The 12,685-nt window shown below is 44.3% G+C and carries 16 protein-coding genes; all 16 read right to left on the bottom strand.

What is annotated here, in order from left to right; translation table 11 throughout:
• Positions 1-155 precede the first annotated feature (155 nt).
• Positions 156-788, bottom strand: coding sequence for a DUF2939 domain-containing protein (locus tag HMPREF9429_RS05500; protein WP_006942276.1), 633 nt, complete (start codon positions 786-788; stop codon positions 156-158).
• A gap of 82 nt (positions 789-870) precedes the next feature.
• Entirely contained in the window at positions 871-1,359 is a 489-nt protein-coding gene (locus HMPREF9429_RS05495; RefSeq protein WP_006942275.1) for a cupin domain-containing protein, read from the bottom strand.
• 73 nt (positions 1,360-1,432) lie between these two features.
• On the bottom strand, positions 1,433-2,275 hold the full coding sequence (locus HMPREF9429_RS05490; protein WP_040773926.1) for a TraX family protein: 843 nt from the start codon (positions 2,273-2,275) through the stop codon (positions 1,433-1,435).
• 163 nt (positions 2,276-2,438) lie between these two features.
• Positions 2,439-2,993 carry a flavin reductase family protein gene (locus tag HMPREF9429_RS05485; RefSeq protein WP_006942273.1) on the bottom strand — a complete coding sequence of 185 codons (555 nt, stop codon included), beginning with the start codon at positions 2,991-2,993 and terminating at the stop codon, positions 2,439-2,441.
• Positions 2,994-3,003: 10 nt separating this feature from the next.
• On the bottom strand, positions 3,004-3,531 hold the full coding sequence (locus HMPREF9429_RS05480) for a nitroreductase (RefSeq protein WP_040773923.1): 528 nt from the start codon (positions 3,529-3,531) through the stop codon (positions 3,004-3,006).
• Positions 3,532-3,640: 109 nt separating this feature from the next.
• A complete protein-coding gene (locus HMPREF9429_RS05475; protein WP_006942271.1) occupies positions 3,641-4,774 on the bottom strand; it encodes a hypothetical protein in 1,134 nt (377 codons plus the stop codon).
• A 193-nt stretch (positions 4,775-4,967) separates the two neighbouring features.
• Positions 4,968-5,762, bottom strand: a complete 795-nt coding sequence (locus tag HMPREF9429_RS05470; protein ID WP_006942270.1) for a protein-ADP-ribose hydrolase — start codon at positions 5,760-5,762, stop codon at positions 4,968-4,970.
• 30 nt (positions 5,763-5,792) lie between these two features.
• The gene (locus tag HMPREF9429_RS05465) at positions 5,793-6,713 is read right to left on the bottom strand and encodes a hypothetical protein (protein ID WP_198005685.1); all 921 of its coding nucleotides are present in this window, start codon (positions 6,711-6,713) and stop codon (positions 5,793-5,795) included.
• Positions 6,714-7,407: 694 nt separating this feature from the next.
• Positions 7,408-8,055 (bottom strand): DNA alkylation repair protein, encoded by a 648-nt coding sequence (locus HMPREF9429_RS05460; protein ID WP_006942268.1) that lies wholly within the window; start codon positions 8,053-8,055, stop codon positions 7,408-7,410.
• A 644-nt stretch (positions 8,056-8,699) separates the two neighbouring features.
• Complete coding sequence (locus HMPREF9429_RS09355) at positions 8,700-8,804, bottom strand: thioredoxin family protein (protein WP_407080989.1); 105 nt, start codon at positions 8,802-8,804, stop codon at positions 8,700-8,702.
• Between the two features lie 169 nt (positions 8,805-8,973).
• Positions 8,974-9,372, bottom strand: a complete 399-nt coding sequence (locus tag HMPREF9429_RS05455; RefSeq protein ID WP_006942266.1) for an arsenate reductase ArsC — start codon at positions 9,370-9,372, stop codon at positions 8,974-8,976.
• A 13-nt stretch (positions 9,373-9,385) separates the two neighbouring features.
• Complete coding sequence (locus HMPREF9429_RS09050; protein WP_232216649.1) at positions 9,386-9,592, bottom strand: permease; 207 nt, start codon at positions 9,590-9,592, stop codon at positions 9,386-9,388.
• Entirely contained in the window at positions 9,535-10,686 is a 1,152-nt protein-coding gene (locus HMPREF9429_RS05450) for a hypothetical protein (RefSeq protein WP_006942264.1), read from the bottom strand. Before HMPREF9429_RS05450 ends, HMPREF9429_RS09050 begins: the two co-directional genes overlap by 58 nt.
• The gene (locus tag HMPREF9429_RS05445) at positions 10,683-11,066 is read right to left on the bottom strand and encodes a DUF7768 domain-containing protein (RefSeq protein ID WP_006942263.1); all 384 of its coding nucleotides are present in this window, start codon (positions 11,064-11,066) and stop codon (positions 10,683-10,685) included. Before HMPREF9429_RS05445 ends, HMPREF9429_RS05450 begins: the two co-directional genes overlap by 4 nt.
• A 2-nt stretch (positions 11,067-11,068) precedes the next feature.
• Complete coding sequence (locus HMPREF9429_RS05440) at positions 11,069-11,839, bottom strand: phage antirepressor (protein ID WP_006942262.1); 771 nt, start codon at positions 11,837-11,839, stop codon at positions 11,069-11,071.
• Positions 11,840-11,907: 68 nt separating this feature from the next.
• Positions 11,908-12,441, bottom strand: coding sequence for a hypothetical protein (locus HMPREF9429_RS05435; protein ID WP_006942261.1), 534 nt, complete (start codon positions 12,439-12,441; stop codon positions 11,908-11,910).
• Between the last annotated feature and the right edge of the window lie 244 nt (positions 12,442-12,685).

Genomic DNA, 12,685 nt, shown 5'->3' with positions numbered 1-12,685 from the left:
TATGCAGGTCTCCATATCTCACCCTATTTTTAAAAATCTGTAACCGTTTCCTGCAAAACTATGTTTTCTATTACCTGTAACATGTGCATTCGACCGACAAGATTCCTTTGCCGCAAAAAAGGAGCTCCCTTTCGAGAGCTCCTCCCGGAACCTGTCTATTTTCCCGACTGTTCCTGACTGTTTTGACTATCGTTTTGCTTTTCTACAAGTTTAAGGAAGTCTTTGAAGTTGTTGACCTTAACAGCCTTCCAATTGCCGGCCTTCTTTTCCATAGCGATCTCGAAGGTAAAGTCCTGGTTGAGGCTCTCTGACGTAAAGGTGACAGGCACGACAGCACTGTCGCCGTTTTCTTTTACAGACCCTATGTCCTTAAATGTCAAATCATCAATGCCCGATTCCTGTCTTACCTTTTCGGCAGCCGCTTTATCCTGTGCCGAAGGCAAGTCGCCTTCCAACTTTTTCCCTACACTGCTGTAAATTTCACTGCTTACGATCGGTACGATTTGTCCCTTCATGCCTTGGAACATAGCCGATGCCAACCCGTTCATAGGATTATCTTTAATCTCCGGCGACTCCATAGCTACGGCCACAAAATCATCATAACCGCTACCGACAATAGATTCTACATCCACATACTTTTTGAAGGTTGCGACATCATGCTTTGTATACGCTTCACGAGCCTGGTTCAAAGCATACCCCGGCGTCTTGGTAAAGTACATAAAATACCACGCTGCAACCAAGACGAGAACAAGGATGACCCCGCCGAAAATCAGTTTTTTCTTATTCATACGTTTCTCCTTATATGATAAAAATAATTACGTAGTGTAATTTATTATATCATCTCCCCTCCCGCTTTATCCATACTCTGTTTTATTTCTTATCCTGTTGATGATTAGCCGCATATGTATCGTTTTGAGCGATAATATCGAGGAATACCAAAGGCTTTTTCTTTTCATTGCGCAACGCATGTTTTTGTCCCGGACGGGCAATGGTAATATCGCCGGACCGAACAACATACTCCTTACCGTTGCTGTCCGTAAAGATACCTTCACCGTCCAAGATAATATACGCATCTTCATTAACGCCATGCATATGAAGCCCTACTGACTCTCCCTTGTTCAAGGTCATACGACCGATTTCCTTAATAGCTTGTTCTTGTGTGGCCGATGTGCGGGCAAAGGCAAACTTGCCGTGCAAAGTACCGTTACCGCCGGCTACGTGTTCTTTGTCGAGCGTAAAAAGACTGTCTTTCGCATACACTTGCGGTAATGTCGATAAATCCGTGTTATCCGCTGCAAAAGCTGCCGTTCCTACGGAAAGTGCGGCCGTTAAAACAGCTGCCATCCATACTTTTTTCATGAAAACTCCCCCTCATTAATAAAATGTATAGGCAGGCCGATACTTCGGCCGTGCACACAATATGAATACATCTTTACATGACGATAAATCGGTCAACCAGCCATGAAAGAATGTACAAAGCAATGACGGCTACAGGGTAAAAACCGTAGAAGAAGGATTTTCTTCCCCTGCCTTTTTCTCCGTTATAGAGCCACACGGGGATAGCTGCCAAGGCAATACACCATTCACCGCCTCCATAAATATATTGAAACCACAAGCCGTACAAAATGACGATAACCGCTTGAACGACCCTTTTTTCATGAAATACGTATAATAAAAGCCCCAGGAGAATATAGAGAACGCCGTGAGAAATGACAAAAAAATTGGGAATACATAGTGCCAGGAAGGTCAATGCCTGAAGTACTACGTGATTTATATCCGTATCGGCCAATATTCCTACAACGGCAAGGGGCATAATAGCCGCTACGGGAAGGAGGAAAACAAAGAGGGCATCCCGTATCTTGCTTCTTTCTTTTAAGGCCAATCCCTCATTCAGTCTATCCCAGCCGACCATGTACAGTACAGAGATAAACAGTGTACCGAAGGCGTTTCCCATAAGTGACAATTCATAACGATTGGGAAAGAGTTCCTGAACGGCAAAAGTCGCCGCCGTCATAAGAATGCTGCACGACAAAAGTCGCTTCAAATAAGCCTGCCGGCTACGAGTATGCACATACCCTTCCGTCGCGGCAAACAAAAACAAGGGCAATGCCGGCCTGCCTACGGCAATAAACCATTCAGGTACATCGACCATAGGTGCAAACAGCGTATGAAACAGTAAGCACACCGTAAGAGCCGCAGCCACGTATTTTATTTGTGTTATGTTTAACGTCGGTATTCGCCTTTTACGGCGAATAGACGGTAAGACACCCTTCATTCCCGCCTTGCTCCTTAATGACATAATGTATACGGCTTTCATTCTAACATAAAACCGAGCCTTAGCATACAAAAACACCCCCACCCGGGAAAAAGAATGGTCGTTCATTTATATTTCCCATATATCTTGGAGTGAGGGTGTTTATTCGTAATATATAAACTTTTTATTTATACTTCAAGCCGATTTTAAAGGCCGGAGCTACGACGGGACCGATAGTCCGATACGTACGCGTGGCAATGTCGAAAACAAGGGGTTCCAACTTTTCATAGTCCACTACACCGTTTGTCAAAATCGCTTCATCCGCCTGGGCCGACACGACAGTCCCTATGAGGATTCCCGTTTCGGCATCATAGCTTTTACACGTACATTCCAAGGTATAGGGAAATTCTTCTATAATCGGTGCATTTACATGGTCACTCTTATGGACATGACAACCGACCTTGTCGATTTTATTAACCTTATGCCCCGTTTCAATTCCGAAATAATCGACAATTTCAACCGTCTTTTTCGTCCCGAAGGCAACCGTGAAGGCCCCGGTTTTCACTACATTTTCCGTCGTCTTGTGAGGTGCCAAAAAGAGAGTAATCTCACCGTAATCCGACTGAGAACCCCAAGCCGCATTCATAGCATTGGGAACGCCGTTCTCATCGTACGTACCGATAATAAATACCCCTTCAGGCATAATCGGGGCCTGCTTGCCCGTAAGTTCCGTCTCCACAACAGACCTCCTATTCTACGCGATACACACGACTGTCCTTGCGCGGAGCCGCTTCCGCTACGGGTCCGTCCGCATATCCCAGAGCACAGTGACCGATACCTTCCCATTCTCCGTCTATACCCAAATCAAGCAACAGTTGTTTGTATTCAGACATTTCAAACTCTTCCTTGGCCCGATGAATCCAAATACTGCCAAGCCCTACGGCCTGAGCGGCATTCATTAAATTACCCATAACCAGACTGCCGTCATACACATGAGTCGGCCAATCTTTTTTACCTAAGACGATTAAAATGACGGGAGCCCCATAAAAAGGATCGAAATCATCTTGCCAACCACCGATTTTCACATTATCCTTGCGTAACCGTTCACGCACATCCATATTCGTCACGGCAATAACAATAGCCGCCTGCTGCCCCTTTCCGCTAGGTGCATAAAGACCCGCTTCAATAACTTCATCAACCAAGTCCTTCGGCGGCATATCCCCTTTAAACTTACGCACACTGCGTCGTTCTTTTAATACCTTTATTACATCATTCATGACCCTCATCCTTTCTCACGACAAAACTTCAATAACCATTTCGCTTTCAACTGTTATTATACTACAAACGCACTCACCCTCATAAAAAGCAAGTGCGTTAAATTCATACTTAATTCGATTCTTCATACTTTCTGATAATATGCTTCGTCTTTTCTACGGGATAAGGCACCTCATCGGCCGAATAATAGTCGATGCGTTCAATGCGCACAACCCGTTCGTCATTGCTCGGACCTACAGGAACGACGACCAAATCGCCCTCTCTGTAAATGTCTTCATCGGCAATATAGCTGTACGTATAACTGCTGCGTGAAAAAGCGACTTGACAATAAATAAAGTCCGTAGCCAAGCGCTTCGCCTTAGCATATGTATGGCGATCAAAGAGCTCTCCTATTCCGTAGGCGGAAATAAAAGAATAGATTTTGTTCATCAAATCGGGCCACATGGCGGGCAGGCTGCGCTTATCATACGAACCGGCAATCACCTGCATATCCCGTCTCTTCGTCATGAGCGTTACCGTATAGAGACGACGATCCAAAGGATTATCTATGGCATCCGACGGGTTTCCCTCAATCTTATCGAATCCGTTCGCATCGAGACTCTTCAGCAACCGACGCACGCCGTCTTCGACGTAATAACTGTTCGTCACGCGGCAACCGTCTGCAATTTTACGGGAAATTTCTACGGTCTGTGTCTCATAATCCACCGTCAAGACTTCATTATACGTCCACTTTAGCGGCTCAACATCAATATCCGTAACACAGACGGTCGTCGTCCGCTCATATTCTATCTTCAAATACGTAATACAATCACGGTTCCCGTCAAAAACCCATAAATTGGAAATTCCCGTTTTTTCACGAACACAATCGGATAAACTTTTGTCATCACTGAACAAATCCGTTCCCAATCGTCCGATATAACGTAATTCACTGCCGTCCGTATCGGTCAATTTTACATCGTAAATACCCCCATTGATATCCAAAGGATATTCCGCTTCGGGAAATTCGCACTCTTCAAAAGAAGAAAACAGAGATTCCGCATCGTCACCGAGCATCGTAAAGGTTCGGTCTTCTAAAAATACCTTATTATTACCCACGTACCCGCACCGCTGTATATGCGCCGTTCCGTCCAAGCTTATTGTCAATTGCTGACGAAATTCACACCCGTCACCCCAAGCCTCTCCGTAAGGAAGACTCGTATCTATTTCTATTTTCCGGAGCATGCCGTCTTCAAAGTTTCCTTCCATGCCGTCACCTGCTTTACCTCTTAGTCTGAGAAATACGGGATTTCATCTCGCCTTTAAATATATCAAATTTAAGTCTGACTGAACACCGTTTCATGTAGTTATACGCAAGAAATGGCGAAGCATGCTACTGAAACCTACAACACTTCGCCACTTTCTCTAAGTCATCGATATCCATACTTTTATATAGCAATCTTTACCGCATGAGGGTTTCATAATATTTTTTATCTTCATCCTTAAACACATTAAAAATAATGCGTTCCATAGCATTCCCATGCGTTTCCTGCCAACCTCTGACGGTATTCACGGCAATCTCTGCCGCCTCCTCATTAGGGAAATGAAACACGCCTGTAGAAATACAGCAAAAAGCAAGACTTGTAAGACCTTCACGCATACATAAATCCAAAGTATTCGTATAGCAATCGGCTAAAGCCTTCTCGTCTTTTTCCGTAAGAGCCCCCGTAACAATCGGTCCGACAATATGTACGACCTTCTTTGCCGGAAGATTGTATCCCTCCGTCAGCATGGGAATCGATGTCGGCTGTACATAGTTTCTCCCGAATTTTTCCTTCATTAGCCTCATTTGTCGATCACATTCTGCCCGCATTTGAACCCCTGCATAAGTTTGAATGCAGTTGTCAATACAATTATGGCCCGGCACAAAACAACCGAGCATAGCTGAATTAGCCGCATTGACAATCGCATCGACAGCAAGTAGCGTTATATCACCTTGCCAAACAGACAAACCGTCGCGAATAACAGGAATGTCCTGGAGTCCTATAATCCCCTTCTCCTCAGACCGCTCACGCAAATACGCATCTTGGACAGCCAATACTTCAGCACTCATGGGGCCGGGCATACGAACATTCATAAGACCTCGCAACAATTGCCGTTTTCCGTCTCTATCTGCCGGTACACAGAGCTTTTCATATTCCTTGGCCTCAGCCTTAAAAGCTTCTATTAAAAAATTCAACCGTTCATCCTGCGTCATAACTGTCGCCTCACTTCACTAATGAACAGCCTACTCCCAAATCGTATGTTGTGTATATACTTCAAAACGACGCTCCCTATGATCATCGACAAAGTTCACGTCTATGGTATATCGATTCCACAGTCCGTACGGATGAGTTTGCATTTTAAGGGAAAAGTATTTGTTTCCCTTGTTTTCCTCATAGCTGACAGGGGAAAGGGAAAAAATATCCCTCATATCTTTTTTCTTCAACTCGTCGAGAGATAGGCTCGCAATATATCTGTCGTCTATTTTTACTCGATTAAACATCGCATCTCTTGATGATATACCGAAGCGTGTAACAATACAGTCTTTAACACGCCCCTCATCTTCACGAGCCGGCGTCAAGTTCACATATCCGCACGAATTCCCGTCTTTAACAAGCCCTACTGTCTCGCCATAGTAAAAGTGGTCATTTCTCTTGTTTTTAATAATATCGTTTTCTGTCTTTCCTGAGAAGGAAAATCCTTCATCAAGCAAATCTTGTGCCGTAGTTTGTCCGACTGCAAGATTATATCCGTCTACCTGAACGACCGGAGCCTTCTCGGGAAGTCCCGTTATACTCAATACTAAGGAGCAGACAAAAGCGGACATAAAAATCATGCCCTTCACGGCATTGGCAGCCGCCGACAAACTGAGATTATATGCCCACCTTCCCTTAGAGGGAAGCACCATATCTAAGATGATAGACCCCAAGCCTATGACCATTCTCAGGCCGACGACAATGGCAAACTCCGCATATGTCCAGAACAGAACCCTATCATTCGTAAAATACTTGTCGGAGAAAATAAAATATACGAAAACACTCGCAACCAATATCCCGACGATATAGATATTGACTTCATTTAACGCCGCCCTGTCCGTAGCGTCTTCATATACATCACTTCCCCGTCCTTTTATGGCATGCCCTACTTTATACATCCACTTAGGCACGTCACGACCCTCTCGAACGGCTACGACAAGGCGAATATACAAAAACACGGTAAAAAATAAAGTAAGGCCGGCTATTATAAAAAATCCCAGACTCGAAAGAAAAAAGTTTATAATACTCACCTCAACTTTAACTATTTACCCTGTTATTCAAGACATAACAAAGTCGACTATCGCTTCCTTACCGGCAAGGCGACTGCCTCAGTCGTAGAAAGCATCCATTCCTCTATCGCCTACGGATCTGACTCGTGGGCTTTCCTGACATGGGCGGTTTCATTGTCACTTCAGTCACTTCATTCCCTCACCAACAAGACAACCGCCTCAGTCGTAGACGGCTGCCAATCATGCTTCGCCTTCGGCTTGCATTCTTGGGCCGTCCTGACATGGGAATCGTAGACAACTACCACTCACTTTTCACCTTCAGTTCAAGTTCGTGGGTTGTCTTGATATGGTTAGTTTCATTGCCGCTTCAGTCACTTCGTTCCCTCACCGGCAAGACAACTGACTCAAGTCCCGGTTGCTCTTGCGGTCGCTATCGCTTCCTTACCAGCAAGGCGACTGCCTCAATATGTATCAAGACTTCCCTGATGATAACCCTACATCAAGAACTTAGTCTTAACACTCGTTGCAGGATGGAAAATGGCAAAGGGAATGTCGTATAATGGTGCAGGTCACAGATCGGCGCAAACTAAATCTGTTATCGTTTAAGCGACTTTAAATACTCTTTTTGTTTAGGTGTAATGCGGTTACTTTCACGGGCTTTCTGTATTGCCTTATTGTGAATCCGTCTATCTAACCGATGATCTTCAATGTATTTTATAGTCGTATCCCATTGCTTTGCCAGTGCGGTTGCAAAAAACCACGCAGTCACCATTTGGACATAATACTCTTCACTATGAACAGAAGCGGGTATTTCCAGATACTCAGACCTAAAATCATCATCAAGAAAGTAAGACATTAACATCTCAATTCCAAAGCGGCAAGTATATGTCTTTTCCGATCCTGACCATTCTTTGATTTTTTCCAAAAGCGCCGTTTTATTCTTATTGAAAATTTTAGGAGACATGATATCGCAAACAGCCCAATTATCTACGTAGGGCAAAAAATTATCGATCGCTGCAATACATGCATCATAATCCTTCATTTCAGAAAGAAGCAGTCCGTGGAGCATATTTTCATCATAGTATTTATGCGGCAGATCTCTCAGAAATTTAGATACTTTCGATTCCTTAGCAAGCTTTTTAGCAAGTTTCCTGACCTCCGGAACTCTAACCCCTATAAACAGCTCTCTCGGAATCCCCGGAGTCAGTTTCGCCTGAAAATCTCCATATGAGATATCCTGCAAAGCAAATAACTCTTCTTTGATATTTATTTATTCCACTCTCCAATCAATTCAAATTTATCTATATACAATTATCTTACCTCACAAAATACTTGATTTCCACAGGATTTTGCCTTTTTGTCGGTCTATTTCCCGCGAATTTTTCCTTATTGTTTTTTAAGAGAAACTTCGTTTAATCTACCAGCATTACATGATCTAATAGCTTTGCTGATGATTGTTGAGCTTCCCTTAAAGCATAGACTTAAATATTCTTTTTTTCTCCACTAATATATGCCGCACTTGTGGATCTATACTAAAAAAGCAGACACAGACAGTAACTATTTACTACAATTAAATAGACAGTAAAATGTTTCATTCAGATCATGGAATCCAATACAAAGCCTTCTCTTTCAGGCAGTTATTGGATTCCTTAAATATGGTGCAGTCTTTCTCAAAGAAAGGCTATCCCTATGATAATGCCTGTTGTGAATGTTCCTTCAAATATCTCAAGAAAAAAGAAATTAACTGTAGAACATATAACTCTTTAAATGAACTGCAAATGTTTGTATTTGAATATATTGAAGATTTTACAATTTAAAAAGACAAAATATTTCACTTGATATGTTACCACTCAACGAATGAATTAGGATCATCAGAAAGTAGTAGATTTATAGTAGTTTCTCTACATCCTTTGCCTTCAGCACTTTTCCTGCAGAGACAATTTTGTCATCAATCATAAGGGCGGGCATGCTCATCACCCCATATTCCATAATTTTTCCATATCGGTTATGTACTTAACCTCAGCATGAACTTCCTTGTTTGCTACCGCCTCTTTTACTGACCTCAAAAGTGCCTAGCAACTTTTACAGCCACCACCTAAAACCTTAATATTCATATTTCTTATCCTCCTTTAGCGAAAAATATTTTAACTGTATACGTAAATTATTGTATCAGATATTGTGAAAGCTCTACAATTTTCGTGTGTATTTCTAGAATTGTCTCGATAAAAGCTTCATCACCGGCTCCCGTTGGATCATCCAACCCCCAATCAAATCTCTCAGCGCAAGGAAGAAATGGACAATTAACATTGCAGCCCATCGTGATAACTACATCTACGGGCGGGATATCTGACAGAAGCTTGCTGTACTGCATTTTTTCCATATCAATGCCATATATTTGCTTCATCAAGCGTACTGCATCCTGATTGATCTGAGGTTTTGTTTCTGTTCCGGCAGAATAGCTCTCAAATACATCGGACGCAAGATGTCTGCCTAATGCTTCGGCTATCTGGCTGCGACACGAGTTATGAACACAAGTAAATGCTACTTTCGATTTATGCATTTAATTTTCCTCCTTAAACCAGTAAGTACGCAATGGCATTGAAGCCATATCCGACAATGATGATACCCACTGTACAGATGACTATAAACGTTCCAAGCAGCTTTGGTTTAATCACCTTTTTCAGCATTATGAGAGAAGGAAGGCTGAGTGTGGTAACTGCCATCATAAAGCTGAGAATCGTACCAAGCAATGCCCCTTTTGCCAAAAGGGCTTCGGCCACTGGTATTGTTCCAAAAAAAACCGCCCCTTCGAGGTACAGCGGAGCTTTTTCTTCCAGTCGTCAACATCGGAAAAGTCCTCTTCCGCCTCTGACAACTTCTCGTTTGCGGCAGCCACCTTTACTTCGTCCTGCTGCATAGCAAACTCGCACATTTCCTTAAAAGATTCCTTATCATCAAAATCGCCGAACTTATGGATGCGGACGATATCAAAGGCGTTACAGAGCTTCAGATAGGCGGGATCCTTGGCGTGGTGGGAATACACAAATTTATCCTCGATGATTTCCACCCCCGCCATACTGGATGACGTTATAAGATGCCAGCGGTTCTCATTATCCGTCGGTTCATAGACATCGGAAAGGAAATCCTCCAGCGCTCGGGAGATTGGAAAATAGACTCTATTGAATAGGCCGACCGTTCCATCTTTTGCGAGTGGCTCCTTCACCTTTTCCTTTGTCACCTGATTTGCCTTGCTCTCACGAGACGATGTCGGAAGCCTTGTGGGATCCGTCCACTCCAGGTGAGCGGATAAAATATCATCAGGATTCAGCCAGTCCTTCTCCGTTTCCTTAAACACGAATACGCCGTTTTGCGGAGAGGACGGCCAGTACATCAGCTGATTAGGCTGATAGGAACATTCATCGAAGAAATCGATACCGAGCATCTCAGCAAGATACCTTGATACGGCGACAAACTCTTCCGTTGTCACATCCCTTGTCAGCGGAAACACAAGACGCACCCTCGGATTCTCCGGGGTGCTGGAATGTGTCGTATACAGGCAGGAAGCATAGGGCGCGCTTTTTTCATAATCAGCAAGAAACGTTTTATCGATCCGGTCTCCGTCAAGCGCAATCATGGAACGAAGCTCCACGGTATCCACCTTGCGGCGGCCGCCTCTCAGCACGCCGCCCACAAAGCCTCCGTGGTCTTTTGCGATATCACGCTGCGCCCTGCTCATCTTGGCGTATTCCTCCGCCGACTCCGTTGTGCGAATGGTCACCTTAAGCCGCGCTTTCAAGTCATCATAGCTTATGGTTTTGTTCACCCATTTTTTCGCCTGACGGTTATTCCCATAGGCGATGGCAAGATCCCTCATTTTTCCTCCACCTCCTGGAATTTACTGTTGAAATACCTGACCTTCTGTCTGCGTTTCTTCGCTTTCTCAATTTCAATTCTCATTCCCCGGGTAATTTCGTTTCCAAATACCCAGACCTCCTGGCATTTACCCATCAGGACAATGTCCATGAAAATGGCGATTCTCCTGTCCTCTTCGTCAGTGTCATCCATAAAAGGAAACAGCAGATGCGCCGTCAGCGGAATATTCCCTTTGTCATAGGCATACTTCGCGAAAGCGGCCGCTCTTTTCGTATTCTCTTCCACAGCACCGGAATAAGGCGCGCAAATATATACCAATGGGCGGAAGGCGGGTTTTTCTCCCGCCCTTGCCGTGTTGTTAAAAATTATCTTGCCTTCCATGCTTATGCCTCCTGTTCAATCAGCGGCAGGATTCCTTCATTTTTCAAAAGATCATAAAGGAAAAGTCTGCCTTTCTGCGTCCAGTAGGTATGCATCACGCTTTTCTCCGCATCAATGGCGAACGTCTTGGACTGGGTGTATCCCAGATCCGCGTAGTGCTGATATAAAAGCCAGGTTTTACGGAACTTATACTGGATGCCGAGGTCATGAAGCAGTTCGTTGAATCTTCTTCCGCTCATGCCGTAATCCTTGGCAATCTGCGTAACCGGAACCGTGTTCCTGTTTTGCAAAATCAGGTCATAGTAGCTTGCCTTCGGTTTAAGTTCCGCAATCTGCTGATTCTGAATGGCCGTAGTAAGTTCCAGTTCTTTTCTGCGCTCTCTCTCTTCCTTTAACTGAGTAAGCGCGGCAATGGCGAGATCCGGATTTTCTAAAATCTCATCAATCGCATACATGCCGTGTCTGCGAATCGCCGGAAGAACCTCAGACGTCACCCATCTTTTGAACTTCCTCGCCTTTGGAAGCTGACTGCGAAGGATAAGGCTATAAAGACCGGATTCGTTAATAATGTACATTTCACGATTCTGACCTGAGTCGGTGAAACACCGAGTCAGCTTATCCTCTTCGTCCACATGCCTTTTAAGGGCATCGGATGTGTCTCGGTATCCGAGAATCTCCGCCACATCCTTGCCAACAAGAAAAGGCTCACCATCAATAACGGTTATGCGTACGGAGCCAAACTCCGCATTGTTAAAAACCTGTAATTCATTCATGAGAATTACCTCCTTAATTTTTTTACGGAGGATGTCATTGCCTCCTAAGTGGTAGCCTTGGGAGACGATTAAATCTGACGGTTTTTATAATTTTCTCTAAGTTTTTTCTTTGCCCGCTTCAGTTTCTGCGTGATGTTGTTTTCATCCGCTCCTATGCGAGCGGCGTAGTTGCGAATTGATTCATCATTTAAATAAACTGCTATAAAGGCATCGGCCCATTCCGGCTTTTTGACCAGAATCTTACGCACCCACCGGCATACGGCTTCATAATCTTCTTTCTTTTCGTGTTCTATTTCGTATTTGCGGAAAATGCGGTCATCCGCGACTTCGTCCATTAATGGTTCGGATGAATTGATCTCATCCTCGATGCCGTCTTTTCCGGGCTGCGCCTTGCTGTAGCCGCGATGGCGGTCAAACTTGTGCCAGTTGTTGTATTCAGGCCTATTGAACTGCTCATCAAAAGCTTCCTGGATACGGCGTTCCTTTTCTTCCTGCTCGGTTTCCTCATCCTCAAAACCGAGGCTTACCCACATTTCCTGTGCTGCTTTCTCGTCAAGATTGATTGTCTGAACGCTCTCGTCATAACGTACCTTCAATTTCATCTTTGCATTCCTTTCCGTCCGAGGGCGGTACGGAAGGATGCAAAAAGAGCCTGCGGTTGAAGATGACCACAGGCTCCGTCAGCCGAAAATGGGCGCACGAAACTACGGTGGGAGCATCTTCGTTCCAAACACAGCTTTTATTGCTGTGCATTGAACTCTTATGCATCCCTCCGCCCTTATAGCGCTATTCGGACTAAGAGATTTAATTTGGAAATTTCCCCCGAAGGGGACGGGCGGGCTGATT

Source organism: Megasphaera micronuciformis F0359 (assembly GCF_000165735.1).
Lineage (GTDB): Bacteria > Bacillota > Negativicutes > Veillonellales > Megasphaeraceae > Megasphaera > Megasphaera micronuciformis.
The sequence above is the reverse complement of the archived record's forward strand: the minus strand, read 5'-3'. Positions and strand labels throughout refer to the sequence as shown.